Here is a 24,921-nt window from a genome sequence, read left to right on the forward strand (position 1 = left end):
CTAATTCATGAAATCTTTCATAGAAAAACCAAGTGCTTTTGCTAAACTCATACCATAATTTCTATCTGCTTTATAGAAATAAGTAATCATGGTTTTCTGTGTGTTTTTATCTTTTACCTTAGCTAAATCTCCTGCTAGGTTACTTATTAAGTTTTCTTGTTCTTTTTTTGTTAACGATCTGTAAAAATCTCCTGCTTGACCAAAATCATTTGTCTTTGTAATTTTTTGCTGAGTTATAGTTACATTCTTTAAAGTTTCTTGAACATATTTATATTGCTCTGTGTCTGACACACCAGTTCTTGAACTTGGTTGATAGTTAACATCTGGGTTATCAAACTCATCGTTTCTAGAACTTGAATAACTATCAGAATTATAATTAACTACTTTTTGTTTTGGTTTATTTACCTCAATTTGTTGGAAGTTTGGACCTAAACGATGTCTTTGAGTATCGAAATAAGAAAATAAACGACCTTGTAATAATTTATCTTCTGAAGCTTGTACCCCTGGAATTAATGACCCTGGTGCAAATGCTACAGATTCCACCTCTTGAAAGAAGTTAATTGGATTTCTATTAAGCGTCATTGTTCCAATTTTAATACGCTCAATTTTATCGGCTGGCCAATCTTTAGTTGCATCTAAAGGCCAGAAATCAAAAGAATGAATATCTTCTGGTTTAATCATTTGCACGTATAAATCCCACTGAGGGTAATTTTTACTATCAATAGCATTACGTAAACTAACTGTTGCATGTTGCCAATCTTTACCTTGCTGTATTTCAGCTTCGGTTGCAGTTAAATTTTTCTGCCCTTGTTTAGATTCCCAGTGATACATAACATAAGTCATTTCACCTTTATTATTAATCCATTTAAACGCATGCACACTACTACCATTCATAAATTGATACCCTGCAGGTGTTCCATAATCAGAATATAACAATGTTAAAGTATGAGTGGCTTCTGGCAAATGCGAAAAGAAATCGAACACCCTGTTAGGATCTTGTTTGTTTGTAACAGGAGATGGTTTAAATGCATGAACCATATCTGGAAACTTAATAGCATCACGAATAAAAAAGGTTGGGAAATTATTTCCAACTATATCATAGTTACCTTGATCTGTATAAAATTTTACTGCAAAACCCCTTGGATCTCTAGCTGTTTCTGGCGACCCTTTTCCATGTACAACAGTAGAAAACCGAATTGCTATTTCCGTTGTTTTTCCAACTTGCTGAAAAGGTGCTGCCATTGTAAATTGAGACATATCGGCTGAAGCTTCAAATACTCCAAAAGCACCTGCGCCTCTTGCATGCACAACACGTTCTGGAATACGCTCTCTATCAAAGGCAGCTAATTTTTCTATTAGGTGAATATCTTCTAATAAAACAGGACCGTATTCACCAACGGTTTTTGAGTTTTGATTGTCGCCTACAGGGACACCACCATTTGTGGTCATTACTTCACTAGTTTGTGAAAAACCAACTAATGCAATGGAAAGCATAATTAGCGTAGTTAATTTTTTTTTCATTTTTAATAGATTTAATTTATAATGAGAGCACAAATATCAATCGCAAACAGTCATTAATCAAATTAATAGTTTATATCATTGTATTGCTAAAATCAATAAGAGATGACACTTCAACAATTAGAATATGTAATTGCGTTAGACACCTACAGACATTTTGTTACTGCAGCCGAAAAGTGTTTTGTAACTCAACCTACAATTACCATCCAGGTAAAAAAATTGGAAGACGAAATTGGTTTTTTAATTTTTGACAAAAGTAAATCACCATTTAAACCCACAGATTTGGGTGAACTTTTTATTAGAAAATGTAAAGTTATATTAGCTGAAGTTAGCGAACTTAAAAACATGGTGAGTATTGAGCTTGATAATATTGAAGGTGAATTTAAGATTGCAGTTATTCCTACTATATCTTCCTATTTAATTCCTTTAATTTCGGGTTCTATTTCTGAAAAATATCCGAATACCATTTTAAAAATTCAAGAGATGGAAAGCGACCAAATTATAGAGGCTTTACAGAAAAAGGAAATTGACATGGGTATATTAGTTACACCATTAAATGAACCTTTTATTAGAGAAATAAAACTTTATAATGAGCCATTTGTATTTTATGGGAATAAAAATGAAATAGAAAGTGAAAAGAAATTTATTTCGGTACATGATATTGAAAGTATGGATAATGTTTGGCTTTTGGAAAAAGGGCATTGTTTTAGAAACCAAGTTTTAAATATTTGTGGCAATCTTGATGCTACTAGAAGTGTACAGTTTCAAAGTGGTTCAATTGAGGCCTTAAAAAAGATGGTTGATAATTATGGAGGCTTTACTTTGGTGCCCGAAATGGCAATAAGTGATAATGATGCTGGGCATATATTACATTTTACAGAACCGAAACCAGTTAGAGAAGTAAGTTTAGTTACTCACCATTCTTTTAGTAAAGGTGTTTTGTTAGATGTTTTACGGACTGAAATATTAAAACAAATACCTGATGATTTTGAAAAGAATCAACGTTTTATGAAAATTAATTGGAGATAAATTACTTACTTACTTGTATTTCAGGTCTAGATTACTTCTCTTTCAATAGCCAAGAAATGAGTTACTTCTTTATTATATAATGGGAAAATTTTCACCTCACATTTGTATGCGGAATTGTCTTTTCTATAGTTGGTAATAACTTCTGTAAATGGTTCTAACTTATTAAGCTGTCTTCTAAAGTTTTTTCTGCTCTTATCAGAGGTGTTTTTTCCTTGTAAAAAGTTAGGTGTTTTATTAATGGTTTCTTCTTTTGAGTAACCAGTCATTGCTGCGAATCCATCATTAATCCAAACTATATTCTTATTCAAATCCGTTATAACAATAGCTTCAAAATTATTGTCATTAAAAATAGTTTCAAACTCATTTTTCCAATTTGATTTTTTAGCTAAAATTTTTACTTCTTCAATATCATTTTTTAATTGAAATTTTTCTTGAGTTAAAGAATCATACTGTCTAAAAATATCCCAGCTTAGTAACGGCATGGCCTTCCCTTTCGAAGGTTTGACTTCTTCGTTTTTTTGAATTGTAGCTAAACTCATATCTAAAGAAGTCATTTCAGAAAGATTGTTCTTCATAATTTTAGTTTTGAGCTTTAAAAATAACCAATTTAATTAATAGGCGCTAAAACCAAATTTGTTTTATAATTAAATCAGTGTTTTTAATTTGTTCCTAGACTCAAATATTTAGCGGTATCTTCTCTAAATAAATCTTTACAGACCTTTGAACAAAAACCGTAAATTTTATTATTAATATGTACAGTATCTGTAACTTTTTCGGATAATGGCATGCGGCAAACAAAATCCTTATTATTGTCAAGTTGATACGTAATTGATTTGGTTTCGTCAGAATTTAAAATAGACTGTAAACCACTATCATACATACTTCTAACAGCTTCAACTATTTTTTTATCTGTATTATGTTCGCTACCGCCTATAATTGGTGGTTTAGGATCGTATTCTAAATCTAGCATTACCATTTTGGTGTATTGTTCGCCCATAATTTCATTTAACATAGCAAGGCTCATATCCATACCGGCAGTTACGCCGGCACTTGTCCAATATTTTCCGCTGTTAACATATCGAGCATCTTTTAATTTTACGCCATATTTTTCAGCTAAAACACCTTTTGCATACCAATGTGTAGTAGCTTCTTTGCTTTCTAATAAACCTGTGGCACCTAAAATCCAAGCACCAGTACAAACACTAGCAGTATATTTTGATGTTTTATCAATATCACGAATCCAGTTTAATAAAACTTCGTTTTTAGTTAATTCAAGTGTTTCTTTAAAACCACCAGGAATAACTAAAACATCTAAATGTTTAGTGTCATAAATAGTGCTGTCTACTTGTATTTTTATTCCTCGAGCATCAGTAACTATACCAGATTTTAGGCCTACAAAAAACACGTTTGTTCCAATCATGGCACTAAACACAGCGTAAGGGCCTATCGCGTCTAAATTAGCAAAACCATCGTAAAGTAAAATACCTACGGTTTTTATTTCAACTTTTGGTGGAGTAAAAAGATCAATAGGATGTTCGCTATCAACAATAGTTTTTTCTTTTGATTTCTTTTCATTTGTTGAATTACAAGAAATAACAATTAGACATATTATTAATAAAGTCAAGTATTTTTTCATTTTATGTAAATATTTTAATGATTAAAATTTCCCTTTTAAACTAACGCCCCACATTGCAGGACTACCTAATAAATATGAACCATAAGAACCCCAAGAAAGGTAACGTGTATCCATAATATTTCTGCTCCATAAAGCTATTTCATAGTTTTTAGCGGTAATACCTGCTCTAGAATTGACTAAACCATAACCGCTTTGATATTCTGTATTTTCAAAATCGAAATAATATTTACCAGTATACCTGTATTCTGCTCGTACAAATGCAACCATATTCTGTTTGCTTTTTTTAATAGGAAAGCTAAATTGTGCGGCCGTCATACTTGAAAAATTAGGATTGTATATTGGGCGATTACCTTTGTAGTCTGCTACAGTTCCAGAAGTATCATCATACAATTCTAATTTTGCATATTCAGCATGAGACCAAGAAGCATTCCATTCCAGCGTCAAATATTTAAACGGAATTACATCTATTTCTGTCTCTAATCCAAGGTTGTTCATATCACCAACATTTAATGTTAAGTAGTTGATGCCATCTGTAGAAGTAGTTACTTGTTGGTCTTTTTGCTGAAGATAAAAAGCGGTTATATTAAGTTTTAATTTGTTTTGAAACAGGTTGTTTTTAATAGCTATTTCGTAGTTGTCAGATTTTTCAGGATCATACACTCGATTTTCTGTATTTGTAGCCCCAACATTAAATCCGCCAACCCTAAATCCTTTTGCATAGGATGCATAAATTAATGAATTAGGATTAAGTTTATGACTCAATATAAACTTAGGTGTAAACGCATTGAAAGTTTTAGTGTTTGTTTCTAGTTCAGTAATTGTCGTAATTACATCGTCTTTTTCGAGGTCATTATTTTCTGTTCTTTCTTTATGTTCAAGATCATAACGTGCTCCAGTAGTAAAATCTAGGCTAGAGGTTATGCTATATGTTGCTTGACCAAAAAGTGCTATACCAAGGCTTTTACGCTGTCCTTTAGTTATAACTGTATATGGTGCATTAGCGTCAAATAAAGCATAATCTTCTTCGTAAAAAGTATTTCCAATTTGGTCTATATCTTCTTTAAATAAATAACTACCAGCTGTCCATTTCCAATTTTTGTTTGATGCAGGTGATGAAAAACGAAATTCTTGTGTGATTTGATTTTGATTTATATCATTATCTCCACTGATTAATTTAGCTGCGGTAAAATCGTAATCAAATCTATCAGGGTACCAACCACGATAATCTATAAAAGCAGTAATTGAACTGAAATTAAACTGCTCACCAAAATAGTTTACTGATGCCGCTATGTTTGTATTGGTTCTTTTTTCGGTATTTTTCCAATTCCCAAATGCTTCATAAGGTTGTTCTAAAGCAATTTCTGCCGAACTCACCCATGGATAAGCACCTATGTCTTCATTGTTTTCTGTTTTAGCATTTAGGTTAATAACCCAATTATTATTAATTACATACTTTAGATTTCCATTTATATTAAACGATTTTCTACTATCAAAACTATCTGTTTCTAGAGTTGAATTACTATAAATGCTACCTCTTTTAGAATATTGACTAGCGATATTAAAAAAGAGTTTGTCTTTTACGATAGGTAAATCAACACCTATAGAATAACGTTGTTGCTCATAATTACCTAAATCTACTTCAACATAACCATTTGTAGTATTCGTTGGTTTTTTTGTGATAATATTTACAACACCGCTATATGCATTTCTACCATACAATGTACCTTGTGGTCCACGTAATACTTCTATCCGTTCTATATTATTAAAATTTAAAGGAGCAGAATAAAAATCGAATTGGTATACGCCATCAACATATGTGCCTACAGATTGTTCTGCAGTGTATCCCATTGTTCCTCTTATGTTGAAAAAATTTGAACCAGAACTGTTACCGTGTTCAATAACAAAAAGGCTAGGAGATAAAGCAGATAAATCGGTAATACTCCATGCTCTGTATTTTTCTAGTTTTTGAGCACTAAGTGAAGATACTGCAGCAGGTGTTTCTTGTAGTTTTGTTTCTATTTTATCACTACTTACAAGTACTTCATCTAGTGATTCTGTACTTTCTAAAAGTTCTATATCTAAGAATAAGTTGTAATCATTAACCTCAATTTTATTAATTTTTGTAGAAAAACCAATTCCGCTAAATTTTAGTTGGTATGTTCCTGAACTCAAATCAATAGAGAAGTTACCTTCTTTATCAGTCATTGTTCCTTTAGCACTATTTAAAACCAAGATATTAATGTATGGAATTGGCTTTCCAGTGTTAGACTTAACTGTTCCAGTTATGTTTTGAGCAATGCTACTAGTCATATAAAGACATAGCACAGCTATTATGAAATTTTTAAAATTCATTTTATTATTGTAATTATTTAATATGAAAAATTTGAAGTGAAACTAAAGTACACTTCAGTATGCACAACACTAAAAGCTTGTGTTGTGTTTTTTGGTTTTAACCAAAATAACTATTAAATAAAACGAAATTTAGGAGGGTGAAAAATTGTTGATTCAAATGAAAATGAATATTTCTCATTTTCATAATTAATATTCAATTTGGTATACTTAAAATTATCATACTGAAAAAGAGTAAAAGAATTTTTAGTATAACAATAAATGAGTTCTAATTGTAATTTTTTAGAAGATGGTGCTTGTTTTTCTTTTTCCTTTTCTGCGTCAGCTTTTTTTAATTGTTCTGCCAAATAGCATTTACCGTTGCAAGAAAGCATTGGTTTATCTTTATTAATACAAAAGACTTCAGTAATAAAATCTTGGTTAATTTTAAAATCAATTAGTATCCCAACTTTTATAAAATTAGGAAGCATCAACGTAATAAGCAGTAAGATGGAAAATGCTTTTTTCAAGTCTATATTAAAAACAATAATTACTTACGGTAAAATTATGTTTTTTTCAAATACTAATCTAATTTCTTATAGACTTCAATGTTTTTAAAAATGGTGTCATTCCTTGTATAGGTGTTTACCTGCTTATACCTATTGAGACCAATCTCAATAGGTATAATATACGCATTAACATTACTTATCATTGATTTTGACATTGAGGTAAGCTCTTCAGTAATAGTATTGTTTTCATAAGTATAAGTTCCGTAGCCATGCCATTCATTTCCATTTGGCTCAGGATCGGTATTCCAAATTACATGACCATTTAAGTATATTTTGTGTTGTACTTTATCAGTTTTAGTCACTATTGTATCACCATTTGCAAGAGTGTAAAATGCGTTTAATTTCCAAACTCCTTGTATTGGGTCCATGTTTTTTGAAATTGTAGAAGTAGTTTTACAGGAAATACAAATACCAATTAAGAGTAAAATTACTAAAGTTTGATTTTTAATAGTTGTCTTTTTTTTCATACTCTTAGTTTTTCAGCAATGCTTAATTTTCAGGATTACATTGATTTTATAAATGTAGAAAAAAACTTACAAATAAAGATTCTTATTAAAGTTTACTTTTAGGATAAAAAAAACAAAATAACTTTTAAGTCTAATTTGAACTTAAAAGGGAGGTTCTATTATTTTTTTAGATTATCGTGCTCATTTGTAATCTAGATTATTCCTATAATTAATGGTAAAAGTCTTTTTTATAACTATGTTTTAACTTTAATGGTTTTCTCCTGTTATGTTGATTACTTACATTAATTCGTTTAAATAATTTTCAGTTCTTGTCCAAAGCTAAATCTATAAGATTTAGCGACTTTATAAATATACACAGACCTTTCGGTTTAGCCCAAACCTCCGCATTACGTTTAGGTTTTGTTGTGCTTAGTGCTGCTTTCCGCACAATTTGTTTCTTCATAAACCAAATCCGAACGGTTTTTTTCCATTTACACCGCTTTTCAATTCGGCTGGAATTTCCCAAATATCAAATTTAGTTGGCCAGTCCGTCTTATGGCCTTCTTCGGTCGGGATGAACTTAAATCGACTTTTAGCAAAATCATTCGCTTTGAACCTTTTCAAAATGCTTTGAAGTAAACTCCACACACCTTTTTCATATTCATCTATAGTTTCAGCCGTAAAATCATAATAATAATCTGGCTCAGTACTCCAGAAAATTTTACAAGCAGTTCCCTCGTCACATTTTGGACTGTCTATAATCCATTGCATAACAGTTGGTCCATCGTCCCAGTTGTAGATGTCCGCCAAATAATACTGCTCCGCTGAGTTTAGAGATTTGAACTTTTCAAAATCGGGAATTGTCTCTTCGCCATTATCAACATCATCATTAAATGAGAATTCGAAAAAGTGTTTTTTAATCAGCAATATTTTATGAGGACGAACTATCACTTATTTCTATAGGTTTTATTCTTTTTCAGCATGTTCGTAAAGAGACATAGTTTACACAAGTTAAATATATGGCAAGTTGGGCAGAAAATAAGCGATTATTATCGGTTTAGTCACAAGCCAAATCTTTTGTATTTTGTTTTAATTTTTCTTTTTAAATACCAAATCAAAAGATTTGGTGACTTTGCAAATAGACAACGACTTTTGGATTAAGCACTAATCACCCAATTTGCTATATATAGTGTCGTAGAGCGTTATTTATATCTAATTTTTATTATACGTTTATTGGACTTTAGTTTTTAACATTATTGCGAAAATAATCTGTGTTTTGAATTATATTTATTATAAATTTCAAATCTTCAACTTTTTTTATTTTACCACTATAATATTCAAATATTTTTAAACCTAAAGTTTCATTATCAAAACTTTTTAAGTGAGTATCATAAAACCTTATTACTTTTTGATTTAAAAGGTCAAATTCACTTTTATGAAATTCTTTGTTTTCAATAGCTTCTATAATACTTGATAAATTAGTTAGAATGTATATTCTTGCTTCAATAATATTATTAATTGAGTTGAAATTATCACCAAAATTTCTCTGTGAATTAGTCGCTAATTTTAAATGTTTAATAGAGACACTTATTGCTGAGGAACTTTTATTATCATTATAAGTTAAGTTTTTATAATAATTTTCAATATTATTCAATTCATTATTATAGATTGTAAAAGTGCGTTCTTTTTCCTGATTTTGAATTTGTTCTGATATTCTATCAAATTGAACTTTATTAGTTTTTATCTGAAGTTTAATTGTTGAATAAATAAGTATTGCTGAAACTATATTTATTATGGGAGCAGTAATACCACCTATAGTATCTCCAATTTCATTAGGTTTACCAAACTTAAATCTATCCGTATAAGCATCTGTAGTAAATATGATTACTCCTATTAAACAGAAGGTTACTAATAAGATAAATAATAATAAATTATTTCTATTAAACAGAATATTATGAGAAGAAGAAATTTTGCTTTGATAATCTTTTTTCATGTTTAATGATGATAGTTAATACTGTATTCAATGCTCTACAACGGCTAGGCTAGGCTAAGCGTAGTGCGGAGGCAAGGAAACCTTTCGTTTCCGTCTGCGCACGAAGCTAAAGCTTATTGTTTAGTTTTATTTTTTCTTGTCCAAAGCTAAATCCATAAGATTTAGCGATTTCATAAATATACACAGACCTTTCGGTTTTGCCCTAAAGTCCGCATTACGTTTAGGCATTGTGCCTGTTGCACAAGTTAATAATAAATTGATATAAAGTTGAAGTGAATTTTGGGGTAATTTTTTAAATTTAGGTATGCAAGGCAAAAAGACATACCAAGAAAAGTTGTTTACTACTTTTTTATTAAGCGAACGCGTTCCCTTGGGCAATTTTTATAGACGCTTAAAAGAAACGATAGATTTAGATTTTCTTTACCCGATGACCAAATCCTTCTACGGGTCTAGTGGTCAAAAGAGTATAGATCCCGTAGTGTTTTTTAAATTGTGTTTGGTAGGTTATTTAGAGAATATTATCAGTGACCGTAAGCTTATTGCCCATTGTTCTATGCGATTGGATATTCTTTATTTCATTGATTACGATTTAGAGGAGGAGCTTCCTTGGCACAGCACAATCAGTAGAACACGACAACTCTTTCCTGAATCTGTTTTTGAAGAAGTTTTCACTAAAGTACTTCGTATGTGTATAGAAAAAGGTATGGTAAGTGTGTCATACACAAGCCATTGATTCGGCCCCTATAAAAGCGAATGCAAGTATGGATACCTTGGAGCTTAAAATCCCTGAAGATGAATTGGAAGAACATTTACGAAAGGTTCGCGTGTTTAGTTCTATGGACAAAGAAACACCGCACCGTAAAAGCAAAGACGATAAGTCAGATAGAGGTCAGCGTATTGTTACAGCGAGCAAGAAAGAACTTGGTGCTATCCAAAGCAGAAATAAGAAATGGAGTACAGATCAAGACCAGCGCCCAGGCTCAGGAAACAAAGGCTCGAAGTACACCAGTAATAAAACCCATTACAGTCCCACAGATCCAGATGCTCGAATTAGTGTAAAGCCGGGTAAGGCTCTGAAGCTTAATTACTTGAGTCAATTAAGTGTCGATACGGCTAGTCATGTGATTACCGATATTCGGGCGTATCATGCAGATGGTAAAGACAATCAGCAGTTACCAGATATAGTAGAACGTTTACACAAGCGTTTATGGCAACAAGGATTATACTGGGAAAATTGTGTCGCAGATACAGGCTATAGTAGTGGTGAGAATTATGCGTATTTAGAGCAGAAAGGGCTAAAAAGTTTTATTCCTCCACATGGTACTTACAAAGGAGGTCCTGATGGTTTTGAATATAATAAAGAAGGTGATTATTACCAATGTCCTCAAGGTAAGGTTATTCCCTTTACAAAGATATTTAATGATTACCGCACAGGCACAAAAAAGAAGGAGTATAGAGCAAGAAAAGCTGTTTGTTTTGCTTGCGCATTAAAGCGTAGTTGTTTAGGTAAAAGTGCTCAAGAAAAGAAATTTAGTGTCACCTATTACCGAGAAGAATACGAGCGTAATATAAAAAGAGTAACTAGCCCACAGGGTAAGTATATGAAAGGTAAACGGCAAAGTACAGTTGAACCCGTATTTGGTACTTTAACTCAGTTTATGGGATTGCGAAAAATAAATACAATAGGGTTAAAACAAGCCAATAAGGTTATGCACTTAGCCGCCATTGCTTATAATTTGAAGAAATATCTAAAATTCACTCAAAAACGAACAAAAAGTGGAGCAGGAATGTCTGCTTTACATATTCTTCTAAAAAAGAGGTGGTATGACTTTAAAAGATCTCTTCTAAGTACATTGAAAATACACAATTACTTACCGATTTAAAAAATGAAACCGCCTTATAAGACGGTTATAAAGGTCATTATTTTATAAATTATGGAGTTGTGCAACGGTTACCATTGTTAGGCATAGTTTTATTCCCGTTCTACTGACGTTTCCCATCCGTCATATTCTCCACCATACTTTTGTGCTATTATTCTCAAATTAGAGGTAATAGGATAAATAGAATCGATGTCCACATAGTCAATTCTCCAAATTTGTAGTTCGAATGGAAGATTTGTCTCCTTGTTAATACCGGCATTTTGTACTGTAAAGTTTGATTTAATCAATTCATTTTCACATTGGTTCATTTCCGATTCTTTAGAAAAATAGAGCCAATGGTCCACTCGTCGTGCCTTCGTAAGTTTGTCGCCAGCATCTGCTAAATTTTGCAATACTGACTGGTCAGCCATATAGTTTTGAGTATCCTCATTTGGATATAAGAAATCTCTATAATAAGTCCATTCCTTGTCTTCTTTTACATTCAGATAGTATTTATAATCGGGATAGTTTTTTTTATAAAAATCCTCAATTTTAGAAATTATATTTTTTGGTTCTTTAATGTAAAAATATTCTAGTCTTTCTTTATTATACATGAACGAACCGACCAATATAAAGTCTGTTTCTTTTTTTACAATCTCGACTAGTTCGTCCCCAACTTTATGGAGCAGACTAAAAGTTTCATTTTCTGGAAATCCATTTTCTTTTGATGTTTCGTAAGTCAATCCAGTAACCAAAACATATTCAAATTCTTTTATTGGCGTAGAATCAAACAGGTCCATTCTCAAAGTAGTTGAGCCTACTTTGTCGTCTTCATAGGCTGCCATATATGTGTCCCACTGCTCTTCAGAATTTTGTGCATTCATTTGTGTAGTTGAAAATAGAATTAACAATAGAAATTTGAATGTTTTCTTCATTTTTTAAATTATGCCTAACGTACGAATATGTGTACTGGTACACATATTTCTTATATATAGCTATTAAAGTTACTAAATAATTTCTTGTACTAATTTTTTAAATTAAGGGCAGTAAATCATTCCCCAAATAAGATTATGTTTAAAAATGTAGGTTGTTGTGTTCTTGGGTTGCAAATTACAGGTATGGTCATTGCGGCCCATTTTTTAAAAGGTTTAGATTTTAAACAATAGTCTGTCGTACTTACAGTTACATTGGTTGAAATTAGTATGGATATCACAGACAATGCTAATTGTAAACCTCTAGGCCAAATAGAATAGTTTTGTTTTGCAAAGGCAAAAACTTCTGCTAAGTTTTTTCTTTAACTATGGGTGTAACGGTTTTATCACCTAAATGGGGTGCAATAACAAAGGTGTTCATTTGTGTTGCCATTCAAATAAACTTAAATTTTTTGTTATACCCAATTACTGCGGGACTATTGAGTATAGTCCCTTGTAATATTAAAATTTATTTATCAATTAAATTTTGTTCAATTTTGTCAAATCTATGGAGCTTATTTTTTCTTCAATTCAAATAAATCTTTTCTACGGTCCCTTAGGTTTTTAACACTTCCAAATTGGTTCAGTTCTCTCAATAAATCAATATCAACATCAGCAATTAAAATCATTTCAGTATTTGGTGTTGCTTCGGCTTTTATACCATTTGCAGGAAACGAAAAATCACAAGGTGTAAACACCATTGACTGTGCGTATTGAATATCCATATTAGCAACTTTTGGTAAATTGCCTACACTACCAGCAATTGCTACGTAACATTCATTTTCAATGGCTCTTGCTTGTGCACAATGGCGCACACGAGAATATCCATTTTGAGTATCAGTTAAAAAAGGAACAAATAAAATATCCATACCATCATCAGCTAATAATCTGCTTAATTCAGGAAACTCAGAATCGTAACAAATAAGTATGCCTATTTTCCCACAATCTGTATCAAAAGTTTGCAGTTTATTACCGCCTTGCATTCCCCAAACTTTAGCTTCGTCTGGCGTAACATGCAATTTTTCATAACGTTCAGTAGTACCGTCTCTTTTACAGAGATAGCCAACATTGTACAACAAGTCTTTTTTAATTTCAGGCATACTACCTGTAATAATATTAATATTGTATGATATTGCTAACTCCGAAAATTTCTTAACTATTTTAGAGGTATGTTTAGCAAGCTCACGAATAGCATCAGACTCTTTCATGTGGTTGTTTTCAGCCATTAGAGGTGCATTAAAAAACTCAGGAAATAATGCAAAATCAGATCTGTAGCCTGATACTGCATCTACAAAAAACTCAGCCTGTTGCATGAGCTCTTCTAAGTTTTTATACGGGCGCATTTGCCATTGTATTAAACCTAAACGTACTACCTTTTTCTTTGTTACTGCTTTGACTTTGGTTTTCTCGTAGTAAATGTTATCCCACTCTAAAAGTACAGCGTATTCATTAGACTGTGAATCACCTTCTAAATACCCTTTCATCACTCTTGATGGGTGAAAATCGTTTGAAATTTGAAAGTTTAAGACTGGATCGTGAATTTCTTTACGTTTTACTTTCTCAATATATTCTTTGGGAGATATTTCATGCGAATATTTGTGAAAATTAGGAATACGACCACCAAAAATAATACCGCGTAAATTTTCACGCTCACAAAGCTCTTTACGGTAATCATACAAACGACGGCCTAAACGTAAACCACGAAATTCCTTTTTTATAAACACCTCAATGCCATAAAGTACATCGCCATCTTTTTTTAAGGTGTTAAAGGTAAAATTACCAGTCACTTCTCTATACGTATGTGCTCTATCAAACTGCGCATAGTCCACACGAAGTGCTAAAGCACAACCAGCTAATTTTCCGTTTACTTTAATTACAACTTGCCCTTGTTGAAAATCGTTTATTAAAAGTTGAATTAAATCTTCTTTCCAATACGGATTTTCCATGCTTGGGTAAGTTTCAATCATGGCCGTTTTTAACGCTTGAAAATCATCAATAGTTAAAAATTCAAGTTCAATATTTTCAATATTTTCAATCATGGTTGCATCACAAATTATTTGGCTAGATTACAACTTTTTTGAATACAAAAAATAAAAAATATCAACTATTTAATAAGAGGTAAATGATTGGTTTTTAGTAGTTAAAAACCAAGAATAAGTTTTGCAATACTAAAGTAAATTAAGATACCAAGTACGTCATTACTTGTAGTGATAAACGGACCGGTAGCAATTGCAGGGTCAATGCCTCTTTTGTTTAAGAAGATAGGAATAAAAGTGCCTATTACCGCAGCGTTTACAACCACAGTTACTAATGCAATACCAACCGTTGCAGAGAGTAGGTAAGAGGTATTAAAAGCAAAATGGCCAATAAAAATAAAAATTATAGCTAAAGCCAAACCATTAACCAAACCTAAAAGCAATTCCTTACCCAAACGCCCCCAAATGGCACCTTTTATTGAATCGTTAGCTAAACCTTGTACAACAATTGCCGATGATTGTACACCAACATTACCTGCGGTTGCTTGCATTAAAGGTATGAATGAAAGTAGAATAGGAAAGTTGATAAATGCCCCTTGAAAACCATTAATAATACTTGCAGCACCAACGCCGCCCATCATACCAATAGTCAGCCAAGGTAAACGTGCACGTGTTAAATCCCAAATACTATCATTGGCTTCAACATCTTTAGAGATACCAGCAGCCATTTGGTAATCCTTTTCGGCTTCTTCTCTAATAACATCAACAATATCATCAATAGTAATACGACCCACCAAACGCCCAATCTCATCAATCACTGGTATGGCTTCTAAATCGTATTTAGACATTATTTTAGCAACCTCTTCAGGTTTTTCATTCACATTTACATAATCTACCTTAGGTATGTAAATATCTTTTATATGTGTACGTGTTGAGGTAGTCAGCAAATCTTTTAATGATAAACGCCCTTTTAATTTCTCTTCATCATCAACCACGTAAATAGAATGTACACGAGTCACATTTTCAGCCTGTGCACGCATTTCTTTTACACAAGTTAGTACGTTCCAGTTTTCATTTACTTTTACAAGCTCTTTCGCCATTAAACCACCGGCAGAGTTTTCATCGTAACGTAAAAGATCAACAATATCTTTTGCGTGCTCTCTATCATCAATAGCAGAGATTACCTTTTTTACAATTTCTTTAGGTAATTCTCCAATAATATCGGCAGCATCATCGGTGTCTAACTCATCTAACTCTTCGGCAATTTCTTTTGCAGTTAGGTTTCCTAAAATACTTTCTCTAACATCTTCATCTAACTCCGTAAGAATATCAGAGGTTTTATCACTGTCTAAAAGTTTAATAAGATAAGTAGCCTCATCTTCATTTAACTCATTTATAATTTCAGCAATATCCGCATAGTGGATTTCGTTTAAAAGCAAAGAAAGTTCTGCATCGTTACGATTAGCGATGTGTACTTCAATACTGCCTATAAGTTCGTCTGTGAGTTTAAACGGTATCATTATCAATCATATTAGTCAGTGCAATAAAATTGTCAACTGATAATTGTTCTGGTCGTTTGTCAAAGATAGTGTCTTCTTTTAGACTATCAGAAAGATTGAATGTTTTTAAACTGTTACGAATGGTTTTACGACGTTGCCCAAATGCAGCTTTTACCACTTTATAAAGTGATTTTTCGTTGCAATCAATGATCATATTTTCTTTTCGAGTTAATCGCAATACACCAGAATCTACTTTTGGTGGTGGATCAAATACTGTTGGCGGTACGGTAAATAAATATTCAGCATCATAAAATGCTTGTACTAATACGGATAAGATTCCGTAAGTTTTACTGCCTTCTTTTTCACAAATACGCTTAGCAACTTCTTTTTGAAACATGCCTGTAAATTCAGGAACAAGTTGTTTCATTTCTAAAAGTTTAAAAACGATTTGGGTTGATATATTATAAGGGAAGTTGCCAGTAATGGCAAATTGTTCATCACCAAACAAACTAGTCACATCATACTTTAAAAAATCGGCTTCTAAAACGGTAAATTTGTTTTTACGACCAATAAATTGTGGGTGTTCTAATAAAAAGCTGTGATTAAGGTATACGATTGATTCGGCATCTAAATCCATCGCAACTACATCAACTTTTTCCGCCAGTATATATTTGGTTAAAACTCCTGTTCCAGGACCAATTTCAATAACATTAGTATAGCCTTTTAAGGTTAAAGTTTCGGCAATTTGACGTGCAATATCTTCATCTTTTAAAAAGTGTTGTCCTAAATGCTTTTTAGCTTTTACCGGGCTTTCTTCTTTCTTAAAGTTCTTTACGAACTTAGATTTTTTATTAAAATTGCCTTTATCTTTTTTTGCCATTTCTCTATATCTTATTTGGTGAAATGTAACACCAAGCTTTTTGCTTTGATGTTAGTTGTAACAGTACTCTTTCGTAAAACTCACCTTCATAATCATCAGATTGTAAGAGTTCTTTTTCTGTTATCTCAAAAACTATACCTTTAACTAAATCAGTAAGTGTATCTGTTTTATAAATTATGGGGTATAGTGATGCTATTTTTACTGAAGCAATTCTGTACCCTTGTAAACTATCTTTTTGACCAATTAGCAAACGGTTATAAAGTGCTAATTGTACTTCGGAATCTTGGAGACTGCCGTAACTAAAAAGATAATGTTTAGTGCTCACTTACTACTTCTAATTCGGTTCTGAAAGCCAACATTTTATCAGCAAAAAGTTTTGAAGCATCATTGCGTAAGCGAGGAGCATCTTCTTTATAATACTGTTCTAAAGTTTCTTTTGATGTTGTTGTATATTGAACAGAATAAGTAACGCCACCCATTTCTTCTTCAATTAAAACCTTGCACATTTTTGCGTTGCTAAATTTGCCTGTTGCAAGCATTGCAGGTATATGAGTTTCATGCATCCATTTGATCCATTGCTCGTGAATAGATTCGTCTATATTTGATGTTACGTTATAAATATACATGGGATTTAAAATTGAAGTGATTTGTTAATTAATTTTCAAAGGTAAAAGTAAAAAAGGGATTACTAGGTTTAAAACCTGCCTAAATACTACGAGTTATTCTATTTGATCGCCTCGTAAACGTCTGAAATTTTTTCGAGCTATCGGAAAATAATAACTGTCTTGGTAGTTGTAAATTATTTTTTCGTAGTTCTCTTTTGCTTTTTGAATATCATTTAAGTGATGTTCATAAAGCTGTGCAATTGCAAAATATGCATCATCTGCTAAAATATCAGAAGCATAAAATTCTATTATTTTTTGATAATTGAAAGCTGCACGTTCATACTCTTTTTGTTGTTCTAATAATTGTCCTTGTTTTAAAAGCGCTTCATCTTCAATTTTCTCACCTTTATGATTTTGTAAAATAGTTTCAAGTGTAGTTATAGCTTCACTTTTTTTATTTTGATAGGCGAGTAAATCAGCTTTGGCATATTTTTTTAATGCTGTTTGAGTAGAATCTTCTAAAATATTATCAGATATAAGCAAGCTCAGTTGCATGGCATCATTAGCTATAAGTTGTGACGTAGAACTGCGGAGTACTTTAAGTTGTGTAAGTGCCCAATCAAAATCGCCTTTATAAAAACTAGTCTGTGCTACTTTAAAACGAGCATCTTGCCCAAGTACATCATTTTTTAATTTTTTCTGAATTTGAGAAAAGTAAATTAAAGCCTGATTAAATTTTTGATCATAAACTAAAATGTCACCCAAGGTCATTTTTATAGTTGCTTCACCGTAATTGTTTAAAGGTAAATCAAAACTCTTTTTTAGTATAGCAATAGCTTGAGTAGCTTCGTTTTTTTGAAAAGTTAAAAACTTGGCGTAAGCAATTTGTAATGATAATGAGTTGCTTTTGTAACCATAGGTTGCTAATAATTCTTGAAAAGAGGTTTCAATAGTATTTAAATTGGGGTTTTCATCTAAAAGTAAAATGTCAATGAGGCTAAGTGAAGCTGTTAGTTTTAAACCAGGATTATTGGTGTTTTTTATAATGAATTCATATATTTTATTTGAAGTCTCTAAATCCTTTTCATTAAAAGCTACCTTGGCTAAATCTTCAATTCGGTTTAATGAGGTTTCATCTAGCCGTTTATAAATAGCTTTTTCTTGTGTAAAGGCGCTATTGTATTTTTTTTCACGAACAAAAAGCCAACTTAAAAGCTCATTCCAAATAATATCAGGGTCTTTCTGAACATTTTTAAGTAATAACCTTTTCAGTTTTATATTATTTTCATTAGTCGATTCTGAGGTTATAAAAGCATCAATATTTCGTAAAATACTACTATTTGGAGTGTTACTATTTCTAAGTAAAGCCAAATAGGAGATGAACATTTCTTCAATTTTCCCTTGCTCACCATAAATACGTGCAAGTGGAAAATTATAATCTAAAGCAGGATCTTTCTCCATTGCTTTTGTAAACGCTTTTTCAGCATAATCTAACAAAGTATGTTTTTGAAATTGCATGCCGATACTATAGGTAAATCGCTGATTATCATCAACTACCTTTAAAGCTTGATCGTAATATTCTGATGCTTCAGCATCTTTATTTTGTAGTGTGTAATTGTAACCAAGTTCAACCAAATAAACAGGATGCGCTTTTTTACTGTTTAAAATATCAATCAGCGTTTTTTCAGCATCTTCAAAACGTTCTAGTTGCTGGTAGCAATTGATTAAGTCTTTAATGTACTCTGTTCGTGTGGGATTGTCTTTGTATAATTTTTCAAAATAAACGACGGCTTTTTCAAAATCACCGTCATTTAAGTATTGCTTCGCCAAGTTGTAAGTCTGACTAAAAGCAAACTGAATGAATGTAAAAAATAATATGAAGAGGGTTTTTTTCAAAAAAGTATCTTTTTCGTAAAGATACATAGAAAGAGATACATTTTTTTAAAGAAAAAGCGGCATAGAATTTCTATAGCGCTTGAATATTTCATTAAAAGAATAATATAAGGCACGTGAAATAAAAACCTTTAAAATTGTAAGGTTTTTATGCAGTTTTGGGTGTTTTATTTTTTTACTTTAGTGAAAGTTTTTACAAAATACCTCTGGTGATTTGTATAGTGACTACATCGTGTAAAAAAATAACCCTAAAACCAATTGCTAATTAATTAACAAAAATAACCAACCAGAGGAATATATTACAAATGTAATATGCCTCGTAGCTTTTGAAAAATTATGAAAAGATTATTTTTTACTCTAGTCTTTGTATTTGTAACGAGTTTTGGATTTGCAAATGACAATAGAATTAATGAACAAAAAATTGATAAAAATACTACAATACTTAGCTTAAAAGAAATAAGTAAACTATCTAATATTACATATACAATTGAAGAAAATATAATATTAAGATCTTGTCACTTGACTGTAAAAGGTGAAATTGATGGAAAACCAGTAGATCTTGACATGACTTACGATGCTGATGATTGTGTTGCTGGGGCAATTAGAATTTTAAAAGAAGTAGCTGCTGACATGTAAAACAAGTAATAAATAAAATAAAAATGAGAAAATTAATTTTTACAATTTTGATGATATTTATAGGTAATATCATGTATTCGAATTCTTTAGAAATGAATAAAGTGACATTAGAAAACGAAGAGTACCTAGTAAATAAGAAAGATATTAAATCAAATTTTATTTTGACCCCTAAAAAAGATATAATTTTTATTGATTCAAAAAGTAAACTTAAGGATTGTGCAGTTCAAATAGAAGGGAATTTTGACGGAGTTGAGGTAGATATCGAAGTTACAATTTATGACGTTAGTTGGGGGAAATGTACACTTTTCCAATTAGGAATTAAAGCTTTATATTAAAGTAGAAAGTTTAACGAATGGAAGACTGTTCTAAAAATTTTAAAACAGTCTTTCTTTATTTTTTAAAATATGAAATTTATAATATCACTTTTTCTTGTTTATTCCTCAACACTTTCATCACAAAGTATAAACGCCATTTATGAATACGAAAATCTATCAAAAGAAGAAGTTTTTCAAATAAATTTAACGATCAACAATAACGAGGCTTTGTCAATATTTAAACCCATCAAAGTTTTAAATGATTCAGTTTTTGTTGGTGAATGCGATGATATAAATTTTAATTTAGAAGGGAGTGACAGTATTGGAAGACAATATTACCAAAATCTGAATAAAAAAATAATTATTTTCCGCGATTTTATTTACGAAAATTCTGAATTCAAACCAGTAATTGTAAATGAATCATATCCAGATTTCGAATGGAAATTTAGAAGTGAACAAAAAATTATTGGTGATTTTAATTGTAATTTAGTTAACCTAAATTTTAGAGGTCGAGATTATAGCGTATGGTATACTGAAGACATCCCAACTCCATTTGGACCATGGAAATTTAATGGATTACCAGGTTTAATTGTTAAAATAACTTCTCTTGATAAACAAATAAATTTTCAGCTAATAGAAATTAATACAAATTATATTAAGGATATAATAGTTCCTGAAAATGGGGATAAAATTTCATTCAAAGAATATGTTGATTACAAAAATAAAACAGTTGATGAGTTTATAGAAAAATTGAAAGCTAAATTACCTAGAGGAGCAATAGTAAGTGTTAAAGTAGGAGATGATAAAAATATTGAGAAATCTTTTGATTAGATTAGTTTACTCTTTCTTTGTATTCTTGATTTTGCCTAATGATATGTATTCACAAACTATTTTAAAAGGTAATTTAATCAATGAATTAAACCAAGCTATCCCATATAGCACTGTGGTACTCAAAGACACAATAGATCAATCGATAATTACTTACGGTTTTGCAAAAGAAGATGGTGCTTACATTCTAGAAACATCAGAAAAAGGGAGTTTTATACTATCTTTTTCTGCTTTAGGCTATGCCACTAGAACTGTATTATTAATCATTGAGGATACAACTTCAGAAATTACTACTAATTTAATACTAAATGAAGAATCATTAACACTAAATGAGGTTGTTGTACATGCCGACAAATCTATCACCATAAGTAATGACACCATTAATTTTAAAACTAATTTTTTTACGAATGGTACAGAACAGAGTGTAGAAGATTTGTTAAAAAAAATACCTGGTTTATCAGTGGATAGTCAAGGTACTATAAAAGTAGGCAATCAAGAGATAGAAAAACTAATGGTAGATGGCGATGATTTATTTGAACGTGGTTATAAAGTGCTTTCTAAAAACATGCCAGCCTACCCTATTGAAGAAGTAGAAGTTTTAAAAAACTATTCGAACAATCGCTTATTAAAAGGTATTGAAGAGAGTGATAAAGTTGCTTTAAACTTAAAGCTTAATGAAGAATCTAAGCGTATTTGGTTTGGAAACTTAGTTCTAGGGTATGGGTTAGTAAGTCAAAATCGTTACGAACTAAAAGGGAATTTAATGAATTTTGGTAAAAAAAATAAATACTATTTTTTAACCAATTTGAATAATACAGGGTATGATGCAATTGGTGATATTCAAAGCCTCATACGTCCGCTTAGGTTAAATGAACCTGGTGTTATTGGTGATAACGCAACCGTAACTAATTTAATAAACTTATCAGGTACAATACCAAATTTCAAGCGTCAACGCTCTAATTTTAATAATTCCGAATTATTATCATTAAACGCTATTTTTAATCCTATAGAAAAGTTGAAAATTAAAACCCTAGCATTTTTTAATGCCGATGAATTACAATTTTTTAAAAATAGCATAGAAACAATAGGAGTAAATAACGTAGATTTTGTCAACTCAGAAGAATACCAACTAAATAATAAAAATAAATTAGGGTTTGGAAAATTTGATATCACCTATACTATTTCTAAAACTAAAACTTTAGAAGCAACTACAAAGTATACTACTGGTACCGAAGATAATAGAAGTAATTTAATTTTTAATGGGTTGTCAACTCTTGAAAATCTAAAAAATAACAATACATTTTTTGATCAAAAAATAAGATATTCAAACAAGTTTAAAGGCAACAAAGTTTTCTTACTTACTGGAAGATATATTCAGGAGGAAAGTCCGCAACAGTATGCTGTAAATCAGTTTTTATTTGAAGATTTATTTGCCACTTCTAATATTGATAATGTAAAACAAACTATCAATAATGAGATGCAGTACTTAGGTTTAAATGCACATTTTTTAGATCGAAGAAAAAATGAAAATTTATTAGAAGCACAAGTAGGTAATGAATATAGAGAAGACCTTTTAAATACAGTTTTTCAATTGTTAGAAAATGATACTACGATTAAGTTACCATTAGGGTATCAGAACCAAATAAACTATCAAACAAATGATTTGTATTTTAAAGGTAAGTACAGTGTCAAATTAAACGATTTCTCACTTATAAATTCTATTGAAGTACACCATTTTTTAACTTCATTCAAGTCTTCTAATGTAACAGAAACTCAAAAATCTTTTTATATTAACCCTAGCATTGGTTTTAAGTGGAAAATTAATGCTAAGAATAAATTTGTAGGTAATTATTCTTATAATACCACAAACCCTAAAACTTTAGATGTTTATGATGGTTATGTGCTCACTGGGTATAAATCTTTTCAAAAAGGTACGACAGATTTTAATCAACTAGATAACTCTTCAATTGTTTTAAATTATGAGTTAGGAAATTGGAGCGATCGTTTTTTTGCAAATGCAATTATCACTTATAATAAAAATTTCGATTTCTTTTCTACAAATACTTTTTTGAGTCAGAATTATACATTGTCAGAGAAAATTAAAATAAAAGATCGTGAATTTTTTAGTGGAAATACAAAAGTTGATTATTATTTTAAACCAATTTCATCAAATTTAAAACTCGATTTAGGGGTTTCAAAATCAAATTATAAAAACAGTGTTAATAGTGCTGACTTAAGAGAAGTGAACGCAAGTACTTTTAATTATGGTCTGGAATTGCGTTCAGGTTTTAAAGGTTTTTTTAATTATCATTTAGGCACTAAATGGTCGACCAATTCTATCAAAACTACTTTTACAAATAAATATACTGATAATATTAGCTTTTTAGATTTCACTTTTATATTTGATAGTGAGTTAGATTTTCAGATACAAAGTGAGCGCTATTTTTTTGGTAGCTTAGCAACAGATAATAATTATTACTTTCTTGATTTTAATGCACGCTATAAAATTTTTAAAAATAAACTCACATTTACATTAACAGGTAAAAATCTTTTTAACACTGAAATTTTTAGGCAAATAGCTATAAGTGATATTGGGTCAACCACCACCGAATATAGGTTATTACCTAGATTTGTTATTCTAAAAATGGAATTTCGTTTTTAATCTATCTTATCAAAACCACAATACGGTATTAATACTTCCGGAATCATAATTCCGTCTTCAGTTTGATAGTTTTCTAAAATACCAGCAAGCACTCTTGGTAATGCTAAAGAACTACCGTTTAAAGTATGAGCTAATTGTTTTTTACCATTCTCGTCATTAAAACGTAGTTTCAAACGGTTAGCTTGGTACGTTTCAAAGTTAGATACCGAACTAATTTCTAACCAACGGTCTTGAGCAGTAGAAAATACTTCAAAGTCAAAAGTTAAAGCAGAGGTAAATCCTAAATCACCAGCACAAAGACGTAAAATACGGTATGGTAATTCTAATTCACGTAAAATATCTTTTACATGTTCAACCATACCATCTAAAGCTTCGTACGATTTGCTTGGGTGTTCAACTCGTACTATTTCAACTTTATCAAATTGGTGTAGTCTATTTAAACCACGAACATGTGCACCGTAACTACCAGCTTCACGTCTAAAACATGGAGTGTAGGCAGTAACCGTTATCGGGAAATCTTTTTCATTAACAATATCATCTCTGAACATGTTTGTTACCGGAATTTCTGCAGTTGGGATTAAGTATAAATCATCAGTCTGCATGTGGTACATTTGCCCTTCTTTATCAGGCAATTGTCCAGTTCCGTAACCAGATGCTTCATTTACAACATGTGGTACTTGAGTTTCCGTATAACCAGCAGCGGTATTTTTATCTAAAAAATAATTGATTAATGCACGTTGCAAACGAGCACCTTTACCTTTGTAAACAGGGAAACCTGCACCTGCAATTTTCACCCCTAATTCAAAGTCAATAATGTCATATTTTTTAGCAAGTTCCCAATGTGGTAAAGCACCATCAATTAGTTTAGGAATATCACCTTCGCTAAAAATCTCTTCATTATCTTCTTCAGAATTTCCGTTTGGAACAGAGCTATGCGGTACATTTGGTATTTGATACAAAGCATCTTGTAATTCAGAAGCTATTTTGCTTAAATCATCACTTAGCTGTTTAGCATTCTCTTTTAATTGTGCAGTCTCCTCTTTTAAAGCATTAGCTTCTTGTGCTTTGCCTGTTTTATAAAGGTTTCCAATTTCTTTTGACAGCTTGTTGGATTGTGCTAACGTATTATCAAGATTGGTTTGTATTGCTTTTCGACTTTCATCTAAATTCAATACAGTATCAATAAGTGAAGCAGCATCTAAATTTCTCTTTTTTAATGCTTCAATAAAAGCCTCCTTATTTTCTCTAATAGCGTTTAGCTGTAACATGACGTTTAAAT

General features: G+C 31.1%; 21 protein-coding genes and 1 pseudogene. 6 read left to right on the forward strand and 16 right to left on the reverse strand.

Annotated features, from left to right (window positions below; all coding sequences use genetic code 11):
• A complete protein-coding gene (locus KO500_RS15175) occupies positions 1-1,521 on the reverse strand; it encodes a catalase (RefSeq protein WP_215957410.1) in 1,521 nt (506 codons plus the stop codon).
• Positions 1,522-1,623: 102 nt separating this feature from the next.
• Between KO500_RS15175 and KO500_RS15180 the strand changes: the two genes are divergently transcribed.
• A complete protein-coding gene (locus tag KO500_RS15180) occupies positions 1,624-2,547 on the forward strand; it encodes a hydrogen peroxide-inducible genes activator (RefSeq protein ID WP_215957411.1) in 924 nt (307 codons plus the stop codon).
• 26 nt (positions 2,548-2,573) lie between these two features.
• Here KO500_RS15180 and KO500_RS15185 read toward each other — a convergent pair whose 3' ends face one another.
• The 7 genes from KO500_RS15185 to KO500_RS15215 form a co-directional block, all read right to left on the reverse strand.
• Entirely contained in the window at positions 2,574-3,122 is a 549-nt protein-coding gene (locus tag KO500_RS15185) for a PAS domain-containing protein (protein ID WP_215957412.1), read from the reverse strand.
• 83 nt (positions 3,123-3,205) lie between these two features.
• A complete protein-coding gene (locus KO500_RS15190; RefSeq protein WP_215957413.1) occupies positions 3,206-4,183 on the reverse strand; it encodes a DJ-1/PfpI family protein in 978 nt (325 codons plus the stop codon).
• Positions 4,184-4,204: 21 nt separating this feature from the next.
• A complete protein-coding gene (locus tag KO500_RS15195) occupies positions 4,205-6,493 on the reverse strand; it encodes a TonB-dependent receptor (RefSeq protein ID WP_215957414.1) in 2,289 nt (762 codons plus the stop codon).
• 155 nt (positions 6,494-6,648) lie between these two features.
• Entirely contained in the window at positions 6,649-7,041 is a 393-nt protein-coding gene (locus tag KO500_RS15200) for a hypothetical protein (RefSeq protein WP_215957415.1), read from the reverse strand.
• A 53-nt stretch (positions 7,042-7,094) separates the two neighbouring features.
• Positions 7,095-7,547 (reverse strand): hypothetical protein, encoded by a 453-nt coding sequence (locus KO500_RS15205; RefSeq protein ID WP_215957416.1) that lies wholly within the window; start codon positions 7,545-7,547, stop codon positions 7,095-7,097.
• A 438-nt stretch (positions 7,548-7,985) separates the two neighbouring features.
• Entirely contained in the window at positions 7,986-8,477 is a 492-nt protein-coding gene (locus tag KO500_RS17410; protein WP_215957417.1) for a DUF4274 domain-containing protein, read from the reverse strand.
• 289 nt (positions 8,478-8,766) lie between these two features.
• On the reverse strand, positions 8,767-9,519 hold the full coding sequence (locus KO500_RS15215) for a hypothetical protein (RefSeq protein WP_215957418.1): 753 nt from the start codon (positions 9,517-9,519) through the stop codon (positions 8,767-8,769).
• Positions 9,520-9,823: 304 nt separating this feature from the next.
• Here KO500_RS15215 and KO500_RS15225 point away from each other — a divergent pair.
• Positions 9,824-11,402: pseudogene (locus KO500_RS15225) on the forward strand (IS1182 family transposase).
• Positions 11,403-11,491: 89 nt separating this feature from the next.
• On the opposite strand, the gene KO500_RS15230 reads toward KO500_RS15225, so the two are convergent.
• The 7 genes from KO500_RS15230 to KO500_RS15260 all read right to left on the reverse strand — a co-directional run bounded on the left by KO500_RS15230 (position 11,492) and on the right by KO500_RS15260 (position 19,205).
• Entirely contained in the window at positions 11,492-12,313 is an 822-nt protein-coding gene (locus KO500_RS15230) for a DUF695 domain-containing protein (RefSeq protein ID WP_215957420.1), read from the reverse strand.
• A 551-nt stretch (positions 12,314-12,864) separates the two neighbouring features.
• On the reverse strand, positions 12,865-14,388 hold the full coding sequence (locus KO500_RS15235; protein ID WP_215957421.1) for a carbon-nitrogen hydrolase family protein: 1,524 nt from the start codon (positions 14,386-14,388) through the stop codon (positions 12,865-12,867).
• 101 nt (positions 14,389-14,489) lie between these two features.
• Positions 14,490-15,845, reverse strand: coding sequence for a magnesium transporter (gene mgtE / locus KO500_RS15240; RefSeq protein WP_215957422.1), 1,356 nt, complete (start codon positions 15,843-15,845; stop codon positions 14,490-14,492).
• Positions 15,832-16,704, reverse strand: a complete 873-nt coding sequence (gene rsmA, locus KO500_RS15245; RefSeq protein ID WP_215957423.1) for a 16S rRNA (adenine(1518)-N(6)/adenine(1519)-N(6))-dimethyltransferase RsmA — start codon at positions 16,702-16,704, stop codon at positions 15,832-15,834. The genes mgtE and rsmA overlap by 14 nt, the downstream gene beginning before the upstream one ends.
• A 4-nt stretch (positions 16,705-16,708) precedes the next feature.
• A complete protein-coding gene (locus tag KO500_RS15250; RefSeq protein WP_215957424.1) occupies positions 16,709-17,029 on the reverse strand; it encodes a gamma-glutamylcyclotransferase family protein in 321 nt (106 codons plus the stop codon).
• Positions 17,019-17,330: a DUF4286 family protein gene (locus tag KO500_RS15255; protein WP_215957425.1), complete on the reverse strand. Its 312-nt coding sequence runs from the start codon at positions 17,328-17,330 to the stop codon at positions 17,019-17,021. Before KO500_RS15255 ends, KO500_RS15250 begins: the two co-directional genes overlap by 11 nt.
• Before the next feature lie 93 nt (positions 17,331-17,423).
• Positions 17,424-19,205 (reverse strand): tetratricopeptide repeat protein, encoded by a 1,782-nt coding sequence (locus KO500_RS15260; protein ID WP_252732538.1) that lies wholly within the window; start codon positions 19,203-19,205, stop codon positions 17,424-17,426.
• Positions 19,206-19,538: 333 nt separating this feature from the next.
• On the opposite strand from KO500_RS15260, the gene KO500_RS15265 reads away from it, so the two are divergent.
• The 4 genes from KO500_RS15265 to KO500_RS15280 all read left to right on the forward strand — a co-directional run bounded on the left by KO500_RS15265 (position 19,539) and on the right by KO500_RS15280 (position 23,642).
• A complete protein-coding gene (locus tag KO500_RS15265) occupies positions 19,539-19,838 on the forward strand; it encodes a hypothetical protein (RefSeq protein WP_215957427.1) in 300 nt (99 codons plus the stop codon).
• Between the two features lie 23 nt (positions 19,839-19,861).
• Entirely contained in the window at positions 19,862-20,173 is a 312-nt protein-coding gene (locus tag KO500_RS15270; protein WP_215957428.1) for a hypothetical protein, read from the forward strand.
• A 69-nt stretch (positions 20,174-20,242) separates the two neighbouring features.
• Positions 20,243-20,983, forward strand: coding sequence for a GLPGLI family protein (locus tag KO500_RS15275; RefSeq protein WP_215957429.1), 741 nt, complete (start codon positions 20,243-20,245; stop codon positions 20,981-20,983).
• Entirely contained in the window at positions 20,976-23,642 is a 2,667-nt protein-coding gene (locus KO500_RS15280) for a carboxypeptidase-like regulatory domain-containing protein (RefSeq protein ID WP_354668445.1), read from the forward strand. The genes KO500_RS15275 and KO500_RS15280 overlap by 8 nt, the downstream gene beginning before the upstream one ends.
• On the opposite strand, the gene serS is transcribed toward KO500_RS15280, so the two are convergent.
• On the reverse strand, positions 23,639-24,910 hold the full coding sequence (serS, locus tag KO500_RS15285) for a serine--tRNA ligase (RefSeq protein WP_215957431.1): 1,272 nt from the start codon (positions 24,908-24,910) through the stop codon (positions 23,639-23,641). The genes KO500_RS15280 and serS overlap by 4 nt on opposite strands.
• Positions 24,911-24,921 lie beyond the last annotated feature (11 nt).

The organism is Cellulophaga baltica, assembly GCF_018861125.1.
GTDB classification, from domain to species: domain Bacteria; phylum Bacteroidota; class Bacteroidia; order Flavobacteriales; family Flavobacteriaceae; genus Cellulophaga; species Cellulophaga baltica_A.